The following is a 19146-nucleotide window of genomic DNA, read 5'->3' as shown; positions in this document are numbered from 1 at the left end:
CRCGYGGCAAGAGAGCCCATGGTCCGGCCGCGCGCGCACCCACGACAACAAGGAAATTCCGAATGTTCAAGCTCCCCCGAGCCGGCTGGCTGGCCGCCTTGSCCGCCGCCGCCTGCGCCGCGCTGGCCGCGTTGGCTGTCTCCGCCTGCGGTTCCGACGACAACAAGAGCACCACCACCACGCCGCCTGCCGCCGAAGTCCCGGCCCCGGTCGTGCCGAAGACCATTCAGTCGGTGCGCCACGTGTTCGTGATCACGCTCGAGAACCAGAACTACGCCACCACCTTCGCGGCGGACTCGAAGGCGCCCTACCTCTCCAAGACCCTGGTTGCCCAGGGCGCGCACCTCCAGCAGTACTTCGGCACCAGCCACGTCAGCCTGGGCAACTACATCGCCATGATCAGCGGCCAGTCGGTCACCGCCGACACCCAGATGGACTGCATGGTCTACAARGACTTCGCGCTGACCGGCATGGCCGACCACGGCCAGGCCATCGGCACGGGCTGCGTCTATCCGGCCTCKATCAAGACGCTGCCTGACCAGCTCAAGGCCGTGAACCTGACCTGGAAGGGCTATATGGAGGACATGGGCAACGACCCGGCCCGCGAATCCGCCACGTGCGGCCACCCGGCGCTGAACGCCACGGACGCCACCCAGTCGCCCCAGGCCGCCACGGCCGGCGGCGTGCCGGCGGACCAGTACGCCACGCGCCACAACCCGTTCGCCTACTTCCACTCGATCACCGACTCGCCGGACTGCGCGACCAACGTGGTCAACCTGAACAAGCTGACCGACGACCTGAAGACCGTGGCCACCACGCCGAACTTCACGTTCATCACGCCCAACCTCTGCAACGACGGCCACGACTCGCCGTGCGTGGACGGCGCGCCGGGCGGGCTGGTCTCGGCCGATGCCTTCCTGCAGAAGTGGGTGCCGATCATCATGGCTTCGCCGGCCTACCAGCAGGACGGCCTGATCATCATCAATTTCGATGAAAGCTCGTACTCGTCGCAGGCCATCGACACTACCACCACGCCGCCGACGCTGAACATGATCTTCTCCGGCCAGACCTGCTGCAACCAGCAACCCGGCCCGAACGTCACGTTCCCGATCACGCAGAGCTTCCCGGCCTCGGTGTCGCACTATCCGTACGACATCAACCTGGTCACCCAGAGCCATGGCGGCGACCGCACCGGCGCCGTGCTGCTCTCGCCGTTCATCAAGCCGGGCACGGTGTCCACCACGCCGTACAACCATTACTCGATGCTCAAGAGCCTGGAAGACATCTTCCAGGTGGGCGGCTACCTTGGGTACGCGGCGCAGGACGGGCTGGTGAGCTTCGGCACCGATATCTTCACCAACCTTTGATCGTCATCTGATCGACCACTGACTGCCGCCGGGTTGCGCAAGCGCCCGGCGGCTTGCCGTTGCCATGACCCTCGATACCGGATTGCCGCGCCGCCTGGGCGCCCTGCTGTGGCTGGCTATGTGTGTGAGCCTGCTGGCTGCCTGCCAGCCGCGTGATGTTGCCACCCCGGCCGCCGCCGCGTCAGCCCCCGCCCCCGCCAAGCCCGACGCCGCCACGCTGGCCAGCCTCGGCAAGGCGATTTTCTTCGACCCCACGCTGTCTGCCTCGGGCCGGCAATCGTGCGYGAGTTGCCACGATCCCGCCCACGGCTACGGCCCGCCCAATGCGCTGGCCGTGCAGCTTGGCGGCCCGGACCTCACCCGCCAGGGCAAGCGCGCCACGCCCTCTCTGGCGTACACCCTCAATCGCACGCCGATCTGGCACAAGGTGCAGGTGGCCAGCCTCAGCGAGCGCCTGACCGAGACCGATAGCCCGCCCACGGGTGGCCTGATGTGGGATGGCCGCTTCAACAGCCTGCGCGAGCAGGCCGGCGGCCCGCTGCTGGATCCGGACGAGATGGCGAACCCGGACCGCGAAGCCGTCGTAGCCAAACTACGACGTGCTGCCTATGGCGACGCCTTCCGCGCCGCCTTCGGCGCCAATGTGTTCGACGATCCCCAGCGCGCCTTCGATGCCGCCACCCAGGCCCTCGAGCGCTTCCAGCTCGACGACCCCAGCTTCCATCGCTACAACAGCAAATTCGACGCCTTCCTCGATGGCGAAACCACCCTCAGYGCCGCCGAGACACGCGGTTTGCGGCTGTTCTCGGACCCGGCGAAAGGCAACTGCGCGGCCTGCCATCGCATCGACAAGGGCGCCGACGGCTCCCATCCGCTGCTGACCGATTACCAGTTCGCCGCGCTCGGCGTGCCGCGCAACCCGGAGATCGCCGCCAACGCCAATCCGCAGTATTACGACCTCGGCCTGTGCGGCCCGAAGCGCACCGACCAGGCCGCCCAGCAGGGCTACTGCGGCATGTTCAAGACCCCCACGCTGCGCAACACGGCGCAGCGCGGCGCGTGGTTCCACAACGGACGCTTCCACAATCTGGAAGACGTGGTGCGCTTCTATGTCGAGCGCGACCTGAAACCGGCCAAATGGTATGGGCGCGATGCGCGTGGCCGCACCGTGGCCTACGACGACCTGCCGCCCGCGCTGCGCCAGAATATCGACGACTTCGACCCGCCGATGGACCGCAAGCCCGGTGCCCGCCCGGCGCTGGACGACCGAGAGATCCGCGACGTGGTGGCGTTCCTGCGCACCCTCGACGACGGCTTCCGGCCCTAGCCCGCTTTTCGCCCGCCATCGTCCGCCCCGGGGCGGCGCCAGCGCCACATTGCAGGTGCTGCCCCCAGCGCCCGGCGGGCCCGTCCTCAGTGCGCCGTCCCGCAAAAAGGCGTATTCTGGTGCGCTTGTCATTCCCGCGCCACCGGCGTAGTGTTGCGCATCGCCCGGCCCCTCCGCGCCGGGACGCGTTCCAGATTGTTGACGGATGAACCAGAAATCCCCGAATTTCCCGGATGAGCCGCCCATGCCGCCCACCTGGGATGCCCGCCTTGCCCGCCGCCTTGTGCGGCCCCTCCGGAATACCCGAGTCACCCCGAACCACCTGACCACGCTGCGCCTGCTYATCGGGCTGGCCGGCGTTGCCTGYCTGGCGCAGGGGGGTTACGCGTGGACCAACTACGGCGCCCTGCTGGTCGTGCTGTCCAACTTCATCGATCACACCGATGGCGAACTGGCGCGAATCAGCGGCAAAGGCAGCAAGATCGGGCATTTCTACGATCTGGCCAGCGACGCCCTGATTACCGTGTTGTTGTTCGTCAGCATGGGCATGGCGATTGGCGCGACCGCGCCCGCGACCACCGAGGCGATCGGCCCCGTGGGCCGCGGCACCGTGGCCGGGCTGGCGGTGGCCCTGATCTTCTTCCTGCGCATGCGTATAGAATCGCGGGTTGGCAAGAGTGGCACCAAGCAGGCTTCCGCCGCCGGGTTCGAGACCGAGGACGTGCTGTACCTGTTGCCGCTGGTCACGCTGACCAGCAGCATCGGACCGTTCCTGGCGCTGGCCTCGGTTGGCGCGCCGCTGTTTGCCCTGCTTGTGATCATCGACTACTGGCGCGTCATGCGGCGCCCCCAGGCGGTCGGCACCCCAACGAAACATTGAGGCAGCCATGACGGAACAGGCTACCCGCGACATYGCGCTCGATTCCCCGCTCGATCCAGTCATCGACGCTCCCGCGCCGCCTCCGCGTCATGCGGGCCACCCGGATGCCGCCGTGGCACGCGCGGCGGCCGGGCTGGACACGCCCGCGCTGCGCGCCGACTTCGACCGCCAGGGCGCGTTCCTCTACCTCGACACATTCCTGCCGCCCGAGCAGTGCGCCGAGCTGGAGGCGCTGGCCCGCGCGCTCCAGCCGGGGCTGAACCGCAACTACCTGCCCGGCCACAAGCAGGGTGGCAGCGTCAGCCGGCACACCATCGACGAGCAGGCGCCCTTCATTGCCGAACTCTATCGATCGCCCGCACTGATTCATTGGCTTGAACAGGTCACCGGCGACAAGCTCCAGGTCTGCCCGCCCACCGACCCGCACGCCTACGCGCTCTATTACTACACGCGCCCGGGCGACCATATCGGCTGGCACTACGACACCTCCTATTACGACGGCCGGCGCTACACGCTGCTGATCGGCGTGCTGGACGAGTCCTCGTGCCGGCTCGAATACGAACTCCACACCCGCAACCCCGAGGTGCCCGACGAACCGGGCGCGGTGCAGATTCCGCCGGGCGGCATCGTGCTGTTCGATGGCGACAAGCTGCGCCACCGCATCACCCCGGCCGGCCCGAACGAGATCCGCGTGTCGCTGACCTTCGAATACGTGACCGATCCGGGCATGCGGCCGTGGCTGCGCTTTATCTCCAATATGAAAGACGCGGTGGCCTATTTCGGCTTCCGGCAGGTCTTCAAGCGCCTGCTATCAGGCGGGAAGTCTGGCAAGTGACGCGTGCCGCATTTATTCTGCTGACGATTGGCGCGGCGCTGTTTGTCGCGCTGTTGGCRTGGCARGGCTTTGGCGCGGTCACGACCACGCTGATGTCGGCCGGCTGGGGCCTGGCCGTGGTCGCCGCGTTCCACGTGGTACCGCTGGCGCTGGACGCCGCCGCCATCGCCGTGCTGGTGGACCGCACCGCGCACCATGGCTCGTTCTGCACCGCGCTGCGTGCGCGCTGGGCCGGCGAGTCGGTCAACAGCCTGCTGCCGGCTGGCCAGATCGGCGGCCCGGTGCTGATGGTGCGCTACCTCGCCCATCATGGCGCCCGCATGCGCGACGCCGCCGCGGCCATCACCGTCAGCACGACCACGCAGGCGCTCTCCCAAATGCTGTTCGCACTGCTCGGCATTCTGCTGTTCGGTGCGCAAGGCAACCTCTCCGACCAGCGCACGCCGATCATCGCCGTGACGGTGGTCCTCGCCCTGTGCGTGCTGGCCTTCTGCATCCTCCAGCGGCGCGGCATGTTCGGCCGGGTGATGCGCGTGGCCGCGCGCGTGTTCGGCAAGCGCAACTGGGATGATCTGGCGTTGCGCGCCGATGCCGTGGACGAGGCCATCCGCGCCCTCTACCGCGACCGCCGCAAGGTAGCCGCCAGCTTCATGCTGAATCTGGCCGGCTGGATCGTTGGCACCGGCGAGGTCTGGCTGATTCTTTACTTCCTGGGCCATCCGGTGAGCTGGCACGAGGCGTTGCTGCTGGAGAGCGTGGGTCAGGCGATTCGTGGCGCGGCGTTCGCCATTCCCGGCTCGCTCGGCGCGCAGGAAGGCGGCTATCTGCTGCTGGCGCCGCTGGTGGGCCTGCCGCCCGATGCCGCGCTGGCGATGTCGCTGGCCAAGCGCGTGCGCGAACTCGTGCTCGGCATTCCGGGGCTGCTCTACCTGCATCACAGCGAGCGTCGATACCAGCGCCGGCGCACCCGGCAGGCCGCGTGGCAGGGCTCCGAATAACTCAAGCAAGGTGAAAAGACAATAATGCGAGCAATCATTCTCGCCGCGGGCCTGGGCCTGCGGCTTCAGCAACAGCCGGGCAAGCAGTTTCCGAAGTGCCTGCTGCGCTTTGACGGCATCACCCTGCTCGAGCGCCACCTGCGCATGCTCGACGCGGCCGGCGTCACGGAAGTTGTGCTGGCGCTGGGCTTCGAGCCCACTCAAGTGCAAGCCGAACTGGCCCAGATCGAGCGCCCGGCCGGTCACCCGCCCGTGGAAATCGTGCTGAACCCGCGCTTCGACCTCGGCAGCGTGCTGACCGTGCACACCGTGGCGGACGCCCTCACGCGCGGCGGCGACGTCCTGCTGATGGACGCCGACGTGCTCTACGATGAGCGCATTCTCAACGCACTGGTGGCCGGCGAGACGGTCAACCGCCTGCTGATCGACCGCGATTTCGAGGCCGGCGACGAGCCCGTCAAGCTCTGCCTGCGCGACGGCGTGCCGGTAGAGCTGCGCAAGCAGCTGATGGCCGACCTCCAGTACGACACCATCGGCGAATCCGTAGGATTTTTCCGATTCCAGGAACACACGGCACGCCGGCTGGCCGAGATCGTCAAGGGTTACGTCGATTCGGGCCGCGCCAACATGCCGCACGAGGAAGCCGTCCGCGACCTGCTGCTCGAGTCGCTGGCCCAGCGTAGCCACCAGTTCGACACGGCCGACGTAACCGGCGCGCCGTGGATCGAGATCGATTTCCCCGGCGACGTCGAACGCGCCGCCAATGAAGTCCTGCCCCAACTTCTGCCCATCGTGGGATTCGCACAATGAACGCCATCGACCCGAACCTGCTCGCCACCTCCCGCGCCGCCCGTCTGCGCCAGATGCTGGTGTCCAACCAGCTCGAATTCATCATGGAAGCCCACAACGGGCTGTCCGCGCGCATCGTGCGCGAGGCCGGCTTCAAGGGCATCTGGGCCTCCGGGCTGGCCATTTCGGCCCAGTTCGGCGTGCGTGACAACAACGAGGCCAGCTGGACTCAGGTGGTGGACAACCTCGAGTTCATGGCCGATGCCAGCGACCTGCCGATCCTGCTCGACGGCGACACCGGCTACGGCAACTTCAACAATGTGCGCCGTCTGGTGCGCAAGCTCGAGCAGCGCGGCATTGCCGGCGTCTGCATCGAGGACAAGCAGTTCCCGAAGACCAACAGCTTCATCGACGGCGAGCGCCAGCCGCTGGCGGAAATCGACGAATTCTGCGGCAAGATCAAGGCCGGCAAGGACTCGCAGACCGACGACAATTTCTCGATCGTCGCCCGCGTGGAAGCCCTGATCGCCGGCTGGGGCATGGAAGAAGCCCTGCGCCGCGCCGAGGCCTACCGTCAGGCCGGCGCCGACGCCATCCTGATCCACAGCAAGCTGTCCAAGCCGGACGAGATCCTGACCTTCGCGCGCGAATGGGCRGGCCGGGGTCCGCTGGTCATCGTGCCGACGAAGTACTACAGCACGCCGACCGAGGCCTTCCGCAAGGCGGGCATCAGCCTCGTGATCTGGGCCAACCACCTGGTGCGCGTAGCGGCCTCGTCAATGCAGGCCGTGGCCCGCGAAATCCACGACAGCGAAACGCTGGTGAACGTGGAAGACCGCATYGCCTCCGTCAACGAGATCTTCCGCCTGCAGGACGCCGACGAGTACTCGGCCGCCGAGAAGATCTACCTGTCCGGCGCGCAGGTGCCGGGCGCCGCCGTGGTGCTGGCGGCTGGCCGTGGCAAGGGCCTGGAGGCGCTGACCGAAGACAAGCCCAAGATCATGCTGCCGGTGGCCGGCAAGCCGCTGCTGCGCTGGCTGGTCGATGGCTTCAAGAAGCAAGGCATCAACGACATCACCGTGGTGGGCGGCTACCAGGCGCAGGCCATCGACACGGCCGGCATCAAGCTGGCGGTCAACGAGCGCCACGCCCAGACCGGCGAACTGGCCTCGCTGGCCTGCGCGGCCGATGCCATGCAGACCGACACCGTGATCGCCTACGGCGACCTGCTGTTCCGCAGCTACATCCTGCGCGACCTGCTCGAATCCGACGCCCCGTTCAGCGTGGTGGTGGATTCCTCGCAGACCGCACCGTCGAACCAGAGCGTGCGCGACTTCGCCTGGTGCTCGGGCGGCGACGACCGCGACCTGTTCGGCCAGACCATCACCCTGAAGAAGGTCTCGGACACCCTGCCCGCCGCCGGCGAAGCCCAGCCCAATGGCCGCTGGATCGGCCTGTTCAGCGTGCGTGGCGAAGGCCGCGCCAAGCTGCAGGCGCTGCTGGCCAAGCTGCGCGAGCGGCCTGACTTCGACCAGCTCGACCTGCCCGACCTGCTCAACGCGCTGGTCGAAGCCGGCGAGAAGGTCGAGGTCAAGTACGTGCACGGCCACTGGCGCGGTGTGAACGATCTGGACGATTTCCGCCGTGCCGGYGACTTCGCCCATACGCAGACGCCSTACGCACTCGGCAACGCCGACGGCGAGGCSGCCCGATGATCGAGGCGGTCCAGTTCGTGGAAGCCGCGCGCGCGCGCGGCTTCCAATGGTATGCAGGCGTGCCCTGCTCGTACCTGACGCCGTTCATCAACTACGTGGTGCAGGACAACTCGCTGCATTACGTGTCGGCGGCCAATGAGGGCGATGCCGTGGCCTTTATCGCCGGCGTGACGCAAGGCGCGCAAAACGGCGTGCGCGGCGTGACGATGATGCAGAACTCGGGCCTCGGCAATGCCGTCAGCCCGCTGACCTCGCTGACGTGGACGTTCCGCCTGCCGCAGTTGCTGATCGTGACGTGGCGCGGCCAGCCCGGCGTGCATGACGAGCCCCAGCACGCGCTGATGGGCCCGGTCACGCCGGCCATGCTGGAAACCATGGAAATTCCATGGGAGCTGTTCCCGACCGAGCCAGCCGATGTCGGCCCCGCGCTGGACCGCGCCGTGGCCCATATGGACGCCACCGGCCGGCCCTACGCGCTGGTCATGCAGAAAGGCAGCGTGGCGCCCTATCCGCTGACGGCCCAGACGCCGCCGCAGGCACGGCCCAAGGCCACGCCGCAGGTGTCGCGCCGCAACGTGCCGGCCGCCGAACTGCCGAGCCGCCGCGACGCACTGGCCCGCGTGATCGCCCATACGCCGGTCGACGGCACCGTGGTGCTGGCCTCCACCGGCTTTTGCGGTCGTGAGCTTTATGCGCTCGATGATCGGCCGAACCAGCTCTATATGGTCGGCTCGATGGGCTGCCTCACGCCGTTCGCGCTCGGCCTCGCGCTGGCGCGCCCGGACCTGCGCGTGGTGGCCATCGATGGCGACGGCGCCGCGCTGATGCGCATGGGCGTGTTCGCCACGCTGGGCGCCTACGGCCCGGCCAACCTCACGCATGTGCTGCTGGACAACAACGCGCACGACTCCACGGGCGGCCAGTCGACGGTGTCGCACAACGTGTCGTTCGCCTCGGTGGCGGCTGCATGCGGCTACGCGTCGGCAGCCGAGGGCGATCACCTCGACCTGCTCGACCAGGTCCTGCAAGGCGCCGCCACGGCCAAGGCCGGCCCGACCTTCGTCTGCCTGCAAACCCGCGCCGGCACGCCGGACGGCCTGCCGCGCCCGACCGTGACGCCGGTGGAAGTCAAGACCCGCCTCGGCCGCCAGATCGGCGCCGATCAAGGCACAAGCCAAGGCACCGACCATGCTGCTGCTTAACCCGGGCCCCGTCACGCTCTCCGAGCGTGTGCGCCAGAGCCTGCTGCAAACCGACCTGTGCCACCGCGAAAGCGAGTTCTTCGACCTTCAGGACGAAGCCCGCGCGCGGCTGCTGAAGATCTACGCGCTCGACGCCGCCGCATGGTCCACCGTGCTGATGACGGGCTCGGGCACCGCCGCGCTGGAAAGCATGATCGCCGGCCTCGTCCCCGAGCAGGGCAAGCTGCTGATCGTGCAGAACGGCGTCTATGGCGAGCGCATCGCGCAGATCGCCRCGCAGTACCGCATCGCGCACACGCTGGTGAAGCACGACTGGATGGACGCGCCCGACCTCGACCGTATCGCCGCCGCCCTCAAGGCTGACAAGGCGATCACGCACGTGGCGGTGATCCATCACGAGACCACCACCGGGCGGCTCAACGACATCGCCGCCGTGGACCGGCTCTGCCAGGAACACGGCGTGCGCCTGCTGGTGGATGCGGTGAGCAGCTTCGGCGCGGAGGCCATCGATTTCGGCGGCAGCATCGACGCCGTGTCCGCCACGGCCAACAAGTGCCTGCACGGCGTGCCCGGCGCGGCCTTCGTCATCGCCCGGCGCAGCGCGCTGGCGCAGGCGGCCAGCCGCACCTACTACCTGGACATCGGCCGTCTGGCCAAGCTCCAGGACCAGCGCAACACGCCGTTCACGCCGTCCGTGCACGCGTACTACGCGCTGGTGGAAGCGCTGCGCGAGCACGAGGAAGAAGGCGGTTGGCAGGCACGGCATCAGCGCTACGCCGCACTGGCCGAACAGGCCCGCGCAGGGCTGGCGGCACTCGGCATCGAACCGCTGTGGCCCGCCACCCAGTCGTCCGTGGTGCTGCGCGCGTACAAACTGCCGCAAGGCGTGACGTACGAGCAACTTCACGACGGCCTGAAGGCGCGCGGCTTCGTGATCTACGCCGGCCAGGGCGGCCTGTCCGCGCAACTGTTCCGCATCTCCACCATGGGCGCGATCACCCCGGCCGACATCGACCGGCTGGTGGACGGCTTCAAGGCGCTGACGCAGCGYTAGTCGGCTAGTCGGTCGGCWAGTCGGTCGGCTAATCGATCAKAGGGAATCCGGCAGCGGGGTAAAGCAGACGGCCCAGTCGTCGGCTTCCTGCTCGCCGATTCCCTCGTCCATCAAACCCTGTTTCCAGCGGCCCTGCACCGTCCCGGCGATCTCGTCGAGGATGTCCTCCGCCTGCGCGCGCGTCAGGCCAAAGACCGCGGATTCGCTCAGGATGTTCTGCCGGGTGGCGACGAAACCCTCCTCGCCAATGGCCAGCGCGTGCTCCCTGCGCCGGGTAGCGTGCTGGCGCGGCACCAGGTCGTAGGCCGGCGAGAGCGTGTACAGCCCCGGCGCATCGCCGGCAAGAAAGCCGTGGTTGCGCTCGTGGTCGTCCGTGTTGGAGATACAGCAGTTGAAGGCCATCCGCCGGAATAGCTCCACGCGGTCCGCGGCGAGCGTCTCACTGAAGCGGGCCATTTCGCGCGACAGCCGTGCGTAGCTGCCTGTGAACGCGTAGGCCTGCCCATCGACATTGGCGTGGAACACGGTCTGGGCGCTCAGGAACGCGTCGCGCCGCCAGCCGGTGCCATCGGCACTGCGCGCCCGATCAAAACGCTCCACCAGCAGGAGATCGTCCTCCACCACGCGGGTGTTGACGGAACGGATGCCACAGGCTTGCGCCAGCCCCAGCATGGCCCGCTCCACGCGGGCAATCGGCGCGCCATGGTCTTCCTGCGTCGGGTACTTCGCGATCCACTGCTTGCCCTCATGCCCGATTGTCATCTTCGGGCGTGCGCCGCCCAGATTGGTGTTCGGGCGCACCAGCCCAACCAGCGCCGGATCGACATGCCGGCGCTCCTGCAAGCCCCGGAGCACCCCGCGCGTCAGCGGCAGGATGTCGTAGCCGGGCAGCGAATAGGTCTTAGGCGGGATCTCCCGCGAGGTGCTGAAACCCAGATTGCCGATCGAGTCGCCCTCGCCGCGCAGCAGATAGCCCGTCAGGTCGGCCGGCGGGCCGAAGAGCCGGTCGATGACATAGCGGCCCCAGTCGTCAGGCATCGCATCGCGCATCGGGCCGAAGACACCTTCCAGCGCCGTGGTTTCGTAGACGCGGTCCACCAGCCGCAGTTGCACCGGGTCCAGTGCGAGCGCGTCCGGGTTGGTCAGATAGGAGCGGCCGTAGACGAACTCGCCACGATACCGCGGCGTGCCGCCGCCGGGCAGTTTCGTGTGGCGGAAGCGGCCGGCCAGCGTGGGCTCGGTGTCACCCGGCAGCCAGGCCCAGACCCAGATTTCAGAAGTCATTGTCGAGTGCCCTTCGAATGCGCACGCGGCGCTCGCCGGGCTGGTATTCGAGTGCGGCGCCTTCCTGGTCGAACGCGGCGTCGGCCACGACGTCCAGTTCGCGGTCGAGGCCCATGACCCAGAGGGCGCGGGCGAAGGCGCCGATGGCGGTGTCGGGGCTGCCGCGCTCGATGGCCTCGATGGTCGAGCGGGACAGGCCGGCGCGCTGCGCCAGATCGACCTGGCGCAGCTTGCGATGCTGCCGGGCGTCCCGGATACGGGAGCCGAGCGCGGCGAGGCGCAATCCGACTTCAGGGGGCAGTGGCGAGGCGATCGGGCGTGTCATAACAAGCATTATTGGCGTTACTGCTTGTTATAGCAAGCACAGACACRCATGTGCCTCTGTCATCACAACTCCGACTCCACCGGCAGCAGGCGCATGAAGCCTTGGCCGATACGRTTCCAGGTGCTCATGTCCGGCTCGCTGGTGTAGGTGCGCAGCACGCCGTCCTCCCGGGTGATCCAGGCCAGTTGGAGGTTGCCGGTCTGGGGGTCGGGCAGCAGCACGACCTGGTAGGCGGCGTCGAGCAAGGCATCGTCGAGCCGCTTGCCAAGCATGTCGCACAGCGGCGCGCTGTCCACGACGATGCCCATCTCGGTGTTGAGCCGCGCCGAGCGCGGGTCCAGGTTGAGGGAGCCGATGAACAGCAGGCGCCGGTCGACCATATAGGTCTTGGCGTGCAGGCTGGCCCGGCTGCTGCCGCCCATGCCGTGCCCCTTTTTCTCCTTCGCCATTTCCGCGTAGGCGCTGGGCTTGAGTTCATAGAGCAACACRCCAGCCCGGAGCAGCGCCTCGCGGCGCGGGGCGTAGCCGGCGTGCACCGCCGAGACATCGGTGGCGCCGAACGAATTCGTGAGGATGTGGACCTGCACGCCGCGCTGTTGCAGCCCGGTCAGCCACGCCATGCCGGCATCGCCGGGCACGAAGTACGGGGAGACCAGCGTGAGGTCGTGCTGCGCGCTGCCCAGCACCTTGGTGAGCGCMGGAATCGCGTGGGTCGAATCGTCCTCGGGCGGCAGCGTGACCTTGGCGGCGCGGTCGGCGATGACCGTGGCGCGGCCCCAGTAGGCCGGCAGYGCCTCCTGCTGGATGGCGCGGATCACGCCGGACTCCAGCACGGTCTTGCCGTACGGCGTGGCGCGCAGCTTGACCTTGCGGTCGTCCAGGTACTGGCGCACGCGCTGCTGGAAGGCCACGGTCTCGGCGTCCGACTGGGGCKTCGCCAGGGTGGCGAGCGGATAGGTGGCCTCGGCATTCCAGTAATCGTCGAACACGGCCGAGACCTGCGGCACCACCGGGCCGGCCGCCAGCAGGTCCAGATCGCTGAAATCGACATCGSWCTTGGCCGCGAAGTAGGCATCGCCGATATTGCGGCCGCCCACCACGGTGAGCTGGTTGTCCGCCGTCATCGACTTGTTGTGCATGCGCCGGTCCACGCGGCGGAAATCAGTAGCGAACTCGAACATCCGCACGCCCCGGTTGGCAAACGGATTAAACAGGCGCACTTCGACGTTGGGATGGGCGTCCAGCGCGGCCAGCGCCTGGTCCTGGCCATCCGTGTGGAGGTCATCCAGCAGCAGCCGCACGCGCACGCCACGGTCGGCGGCAGCCATAACCTCGGCGAGCAGGGTCAGGCCGGTGTCGTCGGCATCGAAGATGTAGTACTGGAGGTCCAGGCTGCGCTGGGCGGTGCGGGCCAGCGCGAGGCGCACGGCGAAGGCATCGGCGCCGGCGGTGAGCGGATAGAACACCGATTCCCCGTGATGCTGCGCCAGGCGCGGCGCCAGTGCCCGGCCGAGTGCGGTATCGGCGGTATCGGCGGAATCGGCCAAGGCCAGGGCCTGTGTCGGTGGCTGGGCCGGATGCGGCGGCAGGTTGGCGCAGCCCGCCCCCAGCATCGACATCACGATCACTCCTGCCGCCATCAGCCAGTTTGCAACGCGCATCGGACCGCTCCTGGATTGTTCCACCCGCAACAATTGAGTGGGTCGAAATCGACGTTTGCGATCTTACCGCGCGCTGCTAAGCTTGCGTTACTTGCAGTTTGCAAGCTTTATAACCGTGACGGATATGCTTATGCCCACCCTGTTCGATCCCCTGCAAATTGGTGACCTGGCGCTGCCGAACCGCATCGTCATGGCGCCGCTGACCCGGCTGCGCGCCGCCGAGCCCGTGCATGTCCCCAACGCGGTCATGGCCGAGTACTACGCCCAGCGCGCCTCCGCCGGCCTGCTGATTTCCGAGGGCGTGCCCATCTCCGAAGACGGCGTGGGCTACCAGAACGTGCCGGGCCTGTGGTCCGGCGAGCAGGTAGCAGGCTGGAAACAAGTGACGGATGCCGTACACGCCGCCGGYGGCCGCATCGTGGCCCAGCTGTGGCACGTGGGCCGGATTTCCGACCCGAGCCTGCTCAATGGCCGCCAGCCTGTGGCGCCGAGYCCGATCGCGGCCGGGGGCAATGTGAGCCTGCTGCGTCCGCAGCGTCCCTTCGTAGTGCCGCGTGAACTCACGCGTGACGAGATCCGCACCGTGGTGGCCGACTTCGGCCGCGCCGCCGCCAACGCCAAGGCGGCCGGTTTCGATGGCGTGACCATCCACGCCGCCAACGGCTACCTGCTCGACCAGTTCCTGCAGGACGGCAGCAATGTGCGGACGGATGAATACGGCGGATCGATCGAGAACCGCGCGCGCATCCTGCTGGAAGTGGCGGATGCCGTGACGGCCGTGTGGGACGCCAAGCGCGTGGGGGTGCATCTGGCGCCGCGTTCGCCCAGTCATTCGATGGCCGAAAGCCAGCCGGCCGAGACCTTCGGCCATGTGGCGCGGGCGCTGGGCCAGCGCGGCCTGGGCTTCCTGTTCGTGCGCGAGACGCCGGGCGAAGGCGCCCTGCTGCCGCTGCTGAAGCGCGAATTCGGTGGCGCGATCATCGCCAACGATGGCTTCGACCAGGCCGCCGCGACGGCTGTGCTGGCGACGGGCGATGCCGACGCCGTGGCGTTCGGCCGCGCGTACATCGCCAATCCGGATCTGGTGGAACGGCTGCGGCTGGGCGCCGACCTGAACGCGGTCGACCCGGCCACGATGTACGGCACGGGCGGCGTCGAGACGCGCGGGTATACGGACTACCCGACGCTGGAAACCGCGTCGGCGTCGTAATGGCGTAGGTCGGCTGGGACGGGGTTCAGATCTTCTGGATCGGAATCACCGTCCGGCCGCCGCACTCGCGCAGCAGGTCGCGCAGGTCGCGGATGACCGGGAACACCTCGTGGTTCCAGTCCGCGCCCTGCTTGTCGTGGGCGGCCTGTTCCATCTCCACGATCTCGCGGTCTTCCTTGAAGATCCGTTCGGTGAACCAGACCAGCAGCGGCCACGCCAGGTCCAGCGCGAACGGCAGCCCCGGGCGACGAATCGACAGCATGCCGAAGGTCCGGTTGGTGCGCTGCGCCGCGTCCAGCGGCACGTAGGCAATCCACAGGTCCATCACCAGCGTCCCGCTGCCCGAGCGAATCTGCAGTGTCTGATAGGGATAGACGGTACGTACCGTCATCACATCCTTGCTGTTCTCCCCGCCGTCCTTGCTGAACACCAGCGCCTCGCCCACGGGCTGCTTGCCGCCCTCGCGGGTGAAGGTGTAATCGACCTCGACGAAGCCCTCRCCGCGCCTGCGCCCGRCCGAGCGCGCGCGCATCATGCCCATCTGGCGCCGATGCAGGAACTGATGGTTCATGTCCATCAGGTTTTCATGCATGAACGAGTAGTGGCACTTCACCGCGCGGCCCAGGCGGCGGGTCTTGTACTGCTTGTCCGCCACGGAGGCGAAGGCCGGCAGCGGCTTGCTGTCCGCCAGCGCGGGGTCCCCGGGGAAGACGAAGATCAGGCCAGCCACTTCCTTGCAGGGGTAGGCGCGCACGCCGTTGGGCAGGCGTTCCTTGCCGAGGTAGGGCACGTCGATGCAGCGGCCAGTGCARTCGTAGGTCCAGCCGTGGTAGCAGCAGCGGATCGATTCGCCATCGACCACGCCCGCGTGCAGCGGCACCTGTCGATGGGCGCAGCGGTCTTCGAGCGCGAACACGTTGCCGCTCTCGGTGCGCACCAGCACGATCGGGTCGCCCGCGAAGCGCACGCCGTGCGCCTTGCCGCGCTTCACTTCCTTGGACCAGGCTAGCGGATACCAGTAGTCGGGGTGGATCGGCACGCGCCGCAGGTCCCGCACGCCGACGTCACCGGCCAGTGGCTGCGGCGCCGCCATGGCGGCTGGCGGCGGCTCCGCCTGCACGGCTGRATCGATGGTWCGGCGGTCAAGCGCGGACTCGGCATACATGCGTGGCGTCTCCGTGGAGCCAGGACTGGCAGGGAAGCGATCGAGTCTACCCCATTGCGCCCCCCCGGTATGTCGGCATTTCTCCGACGTTACCCCACCCCGGCACGCCCCGCGCCACGTGTTGCGGAGCGGCGACAGCCCCGGCCTGCCCGATGGGTGGGAATCTCCTGCCTGCGGGTAGCCACCGGGCCAGAAATGGTCGAAATCTATGTATCCTTGGAGGATCTGAAGCCAGCCAACACGATGCCGCGCCCCGCATCCCCACCCTCCCCGCCCCCGCCGCCTTCGCAGCCTTCGGGGCCCTCGCCAGCCGCCTCGCCCAACGATGTGGATAGCGAACGCCTGCGCACGCTGGTGGAGGCCGTCACGGACTACGCCATCTTCACGCTGGACGCCGAGGGCCACGTCACCAGCTGGAACACCGGCGCGCAACGGATCAAGGGCTATGCGCGCGACGAGATCGTCGGCCAGCATTTCTCCCGCTTCTATACCGACGAGGCGCGCGCGCGTAACTGGCCGGGCATGGAGCTGGAGACCGCCGCGCGCATCGGCCGCTTCGAGGACGAAGGCTGGCGCGTGCGCAAGGACGGCACCCGCTTCTGGGCCAACGTGGTCATCACGGCGCTGCGCGACCCCAAGGGCCACCTGCTCGGCTTCGGCAAGGTCACGCGCGACATGACCGAGCAGCGCCTCGCCGCCGAGGCCCTGCGCCAGAGCGAGGAAACCTTCCGGATGCTGGTGGAGAGCGTCAAGGACTACGCCATCTTCATGCTCGACCCGCACGGCCGRGTGATGAGCTGGAACGCCGGCGCCTCCTATATCAAGGGCTACCGCCGCGACGAGATCGTCGGCAAGCACTTCTCGGTCTTCTATCCCGCCGAGGACCTGGCGGCGGACAAGCCCGGCCGCGAGCTGGCCATCGCCCGCGCCACGGGCCGCGTGGAGGACGAGGGCTGGCGCGTGCGCAAGGATGGCTCGCTGTTCTGGGCCAACGTGACCATCACGGCGGTCTATGACGAGCGCCAGAACCTGCGCGGCTTCGCCAAGGTCACGCGCGACATGAGCGAGCGCAAGCGGCTGGTCGAACTTGAACAATCGGAGCGCCGCATGAACGAGTTCCTGGCCACGCTCTCGCACGAGTTGCGCAACCCGCTCGCGCCGATCCGCAACGCACTGACCGTGATGCGGCTGCGCCCGCAGGAGCCCGCCGTCACCGAAAAGAGCCTGAGCCTGATCGACCGGCAGATGACCCACCTCACCCGGCTGGTGGACGATCTGCTCGACGTGGGCCGCATCGCCGCCGGCAAGATCGAGCTGCGGCGGGAGCCGATGCAGGCGCGCGAGATCATCGCGCTCGGCATCGAGGCCGCCGAGCCGACGCTGGCCGCCAAGTCCCAGCCGGTGGGCGTAACCGCCGCCACCGAGGACATCCCGCTGTTCGCGGACCGCACGCGGCTGGTGCAGGTGATCCAGAACCTGCTGCTCAATGCCTCCAAGTTCTCGCCACCGGGCGCGTCGATCTCGATTACGTCGATGGTGCGCCACCGCACGCTGGTGATCCAGATCATCGACCATGGCCGGGGCATCGCGCGCGAGTCGCTCGACACGATCTTCAACCTGTTCGTGCAGGAAGACCGCCCCGGCAGCACCGCGCAGGGCGGGCTGGGCATCGGCCTGTCCCTGTGCCGCTCGCTGGTGGAGATGCACGGCGGCTCGGTCTCGGCCACGAGCGAGGGGCCCGGGCTGGGCGCCACCTTCACGGTGCAGCTTCCGCTGGCCGCGGCGTTCAATCCGGCCGGCGAGAACGCCGATGCCGCCGCCGGCACGCCCCGGCCGCTGCGCGTGCTGCTGGTGGAYGACAACCGCGACGCCGCCGACAGCATGGCRATCCTGCTCGAGATGTCCGGCCACGCCGTGACGATTGCCTACGATGGCATGGAAGCCGTGCACGTGGCGGCGCGCATGCGGCCGGACGTGGCGCTGGTCGACCTGGCCATGCCGGGCATGGACGGCTTCGCGGTGGTCCACGCGCTGCGCCAGATGCCCGCGCTGGCCAACACGCGCTATATCGCGATGACCGGCTTCGGGCAGGCCTCGGACCGCCAGCAGACCCAGGAGGCCGGCTTCCACCGGCATCTGGTCAAGCCGGTGGAGCTGGAAGCGCTGCTCCAGGCCATCGACGCCGGCTAGCATCGCCGGCCTCATCCCCCTACTTCACGCGCGGCGCCGGCAGACCCTCGTCCGCCTGCGGGAGGCCGCCGGACCGGCGCAGCCGCACCGCGCTGGCCACGGCCCCGGCCACGGTTTCCACCTCGCGCTGCACGTCCCCATCGACATCGAGTTCGCGGTGCGACGTCGCGTAGGGCTTGTAATAGCCGATGAAACGGTCGAGCCGGGCCTTCTGCCCCGCATCGACCAGCCCCATCCAGTCGASCCAGTCAGACAGCGCGCGCCGCACGCCTTCGATGCCGGCCACGTCGCCATGCACCGCGAGGCCGTAGACCCGGCCCGCGAGGTGCTTCGGGTAGTCCCAGCCCTTCAGTTCCAGTGCCTTGGCCTCGGGCACGGTCTTGCCGTGTGTGCTACTCGGGTCCGGGTTACCGCCATCGGCGCAGACCAGCCGGTCCATCATCAGCTTGAGCGGGCTGGTCACCTGATACCAGTACACCGGCGTGATGATCATCACGCCGTGCGCGGCGGCCCAGCGCGGGTAGAGGTCGTTCATCCAGTCGTTGACCTGCCCGAGCGCGTGGTTCGGATAGCAGCTGCACGGCCAGTGGCATAGCGGCATGGCGGTGGAGACGCAGCCCTTGCAGGGGTGGATCTGGCGGTCCGGGTCCGAGGTCAGCACGCTGAGGTCGAGCACATCGACGGTCATGCCATCGTGTTCGAGCCGCGCCCGGGCCAGTTCGGCGAGCCGCCATGACTTCGACATCTCGCCCGGGCAGGTGAAGTCGTTGCGCGCGGCAGCCACCACCAGCAGCACGCGGGGCGGCGTGGCGGGGTCTGACTGCCGTTGCTGCGCTGCCGCGATGGCGTCCCGGGCGGCGAGCCATTCCACGGAGACGTCGTAGCCGGGGTCCGCCGCGCCCGGGCCGGCCTTGGCGGTCAGCGGCGCCTTGCGGCTGTCGGCGTAGGCGGCCCAGGCGATGGCTTCGAGCCGGTCGATCGCGGCCTCTTCGGCGCGGAACGCCGGGTCGTAGAAGCGCGCCCGGAAGCGCTCGCGAAACGCCTCGCGCGGCATTTTTTCGGTGACCTGCCCCTTGCGCACGTCGTGGGCGGCGTCTTTGTCCATGGCGTTCCCCCTCTGTGGTGACGCATAGGTCTCTGCAAG

General features: G+C 68.3%; 16 protein-coding genes. 11 read left to right on the top strand and 5 right to left on the bottom strand.

Translation table 11 applies throughout. The annotated features are described in order from the left end of the window. Window positions 1-62: 62 nt before the first annotated feature. The 9 genes from AB4Z27_RS08215 (at window position 63) to AB4Z27_RS08175 (ending at window position 10167) form a co-directional block, all read left to right on the top strand. A complete protein-coding gene (locus AB4Z27_RS08215; RefSeq protein WP_441644211.1) occupies window positions 63-1367 on the top strand; it encodes an alkaline phosphatase family protein in 1305 nt (434 codons plus the stop codon). Window positions 1368-1431: 64 nt separating this feature from the next. Continuing rightward, the gene (locus AB4Z27_RS08210) at window positions 1432-2694 is read left to right on the top strand and encodes a cytochrome-c peroxidase (protein WP_441644210.1); all 1263 of its coding nucleotides are present in this window, start codon (window positions 1432-1434) and stop codon (window positions 2692-2694) included. A 205-nt stretch (window positions 2695-2899) separates the two neighbouring features. Beyond that, entirely contained in the window at window positions 2900-3574 is a 675-nt protein-coding gene (locus AB4Z27_RS08205; RefSeq protein ID WP_092301098.1) for a CDP-alcohol phosphatidyltransferase family protein, read from the top strand. Between the two features lie 7 nt (window positions 3575-3581). Next, on the top strand, window positions 3582-4409 hold the full coding sequence (locus AB4Z27_RS08200; RefSeq protein ID WP_092301095.1) for a HalD/BesD family halogenase: 828 nt from the start codon (window positions 3582-3584) through the stop codon (window positions 4407-4409). After that, window positions 4406-5407 carry a flippase-like domain-containing protein gene (locus AB4Z27_RS08195; RefSeq protein ID WP_092301090.1) on the top strand — a complete coding sequence of 334 codons (1002 nt, stop codon included), beginning with the start codon at window positions 4406-4408 and terminating at the stop codon, window positions 5405-5407. The genes AB4Z27_RS08200 and AB4Z27_RS08195 overlap by 4 nt, the downstream gene beginning before the upstream one ends. 24 nt (window positions 5408-5431) lie before the next feature. After that, window positions 5432-6217, top strand: coding sequence for an NTP transferase domain-containing protein (locus tag AB4Z27_RS08190; protein WP_441591011.1), 786 nt, complete (start codon window positions 5432-5434; stop codon window positions 6215-6217). Next, the gene (gene aepX, locus AB4Z27_RS08185; RefSeq protein ID WP_092301084.1) at window positions 6214-7911 is read left to right on the top strand and encodes a phosphoenolpyruvate mutase; all 1698 of its coding nucleotides are present in this window, start codon (window positions 6214-6216) and stop codon (window positions 7909-7911) included. Before AB4Z27_RS08190 ends, aepX begins: the two co-directional genes overlap by 4 nt. Continuing rightward, window positions 7908-9113 carry a phosphonopyruvate decarboxylase gene (gene aepY / locus AB4Z27_RS08180; RefSeq protein WP_092301081.1) on the top strand — a complete coding sequence of 402 codons (1206 nt, stop codon included), beginning with the start codon at window positions 7908-7910 and terminating at the stop codon, window positions 9111-9113. Before aepX ends, aepY begins: the two co-directional genes overlap by 4 nt. Beyond that, window positions 9100-10167, top strand: coding sequence for a 2-aminoethylphosphonate aminotransferase (locus AB4Z27_RS08175; protein ID WP_441644209.1), 1068 nt, complete (start codon window positions 9100-9102; stop codon window positions 10165-10167). Before aepY ends, AB4Z27_RS08175 begins: the two co-directional genes overlap by 14 nt. Window positions 10168-10203: 36 nt before the next feature. Here the strand turns inward: AB4Z27_RS08175 and AB4Z27_RS08170 are convergent, their stop codons facing one another. The 3 genes from AB4Z27_RS08170 to AB4Z27_RS08160 all read right to left on the bottom strand — a co-directional run bounded on the left by AB4Z27_RS08170 (window position 10204) and on the right by AB4Z27_RS08160 (window position 13437). Next, window positions 10204-11451, bottom strand: coding sequence for a type II toxin-antitoxin system HipA family toxin (locus tag AB4Z27_RS08170; protein ID WP_441591013.1), 1248 nt, complete (start codon window positions 11449-11451; stop codon window positions 10204-10206). Then, a complete protein-coding gene (locus tag AB4Z27_RS08165; protein WP_177220013.1) occupies window positions 11441-11776 on the bottom strand; it encodes a helix-turn-helix transcriptional regulator in 336 nt (111 codons plus the stop codon). The genes AB4Z27_RS08170 and AB4Z27_RS08165 overlap by 11 nt, the downstream gene beginning before the upstream one ends. A gap of 62 nt (window positions 11777-11838) precedes the next feature. Further along, window positions 11839-13437, bottom strand: coding sequence for a phospholipase D family protein (locus tag AB4Z27_RS08160; RefSeq protein ID WP_441644208.1), 1599 nt, complete (start codon window positions 13435-13437; stop codon window positions 11839-11841). 130 nt (window positions 13438-13567) lie between these two features. On the opposite strand from AB4Z27_RS08160, the gene AB4Z27_RS08155 reads away from it, so the two are divergent. Next, window positions 13568-14647, top strand: coding sequence for an alkene reductase (locus tag AB4Z27_RS08155; protein WP_441644207.1), 1080 nt, complete (start codon window positions 13568-13570; stop codon window positions 14645-14647). Window positions 14648-14672: 25 nt separating this feature from the next. Here the strand turns inward: AB4Z27_RS08155 and AB4Z27_RS08150 are convergent, their stop codons facing one another. Beyond that, entirely contained in the window at window positions 14673-15740 is a 1068-nt protein-coding gene (locus AB4Z27_RS08150; RefSeq protein ID WP_441644220.1) for a Rieske 2Fe-2S domain-containing protein, read from the bottom strand. Window positions 15741-16055: 315 nt separating this feature from the next. Here AB4Z27_RS08150 and AB4Z27_RS08145 point away from each other — a divergent pair, with 315 nt between their 5' ends. After that, a complete protein-coding gene (locus AB4Z27_RS08145) occupies window positions 16056-18002 on the top strand; it encodes a hybrid sensor histidine kinase/response regulator (RefSeq protein ID WP_441644206.1) in 1947 nt (648 codons plus the stop codon). A 19-nt stretch (window positions 18003-18021) separates the two neighbouring features. Here AB4Z27_RS08145 and AB4Z27_RS08140 read toward each other — a convergent pair whose 3' ends face one another. Continuing rightward, the gene (locus tag AB4Z27_RS08140) at window positions 18022-19107 is read right to left on the bottom strand and encodes a flavodoxin family protein (protein WP_441644205.1); all 1086 of its coding nucleotides are present in this window, start codon (window positions 19105-19107) and stop codon (window positions 18022-18024) included. Window positions 19108-19146: the final 39 nt, after the last annotated feature.

Source organism: Cupriavidus sp. KB_39 (assembly GCF_052114485.1).
Taxonomy (GTDB): domain Bacteria; phylum Pseudomonadota; class Gammaproteobacteria; order Burkholderiales; family Burkholderiaceae; genus Cupriavidus.
This window is presented reverse-complemented; position numbering and strand designations above follow the sequence as displayed.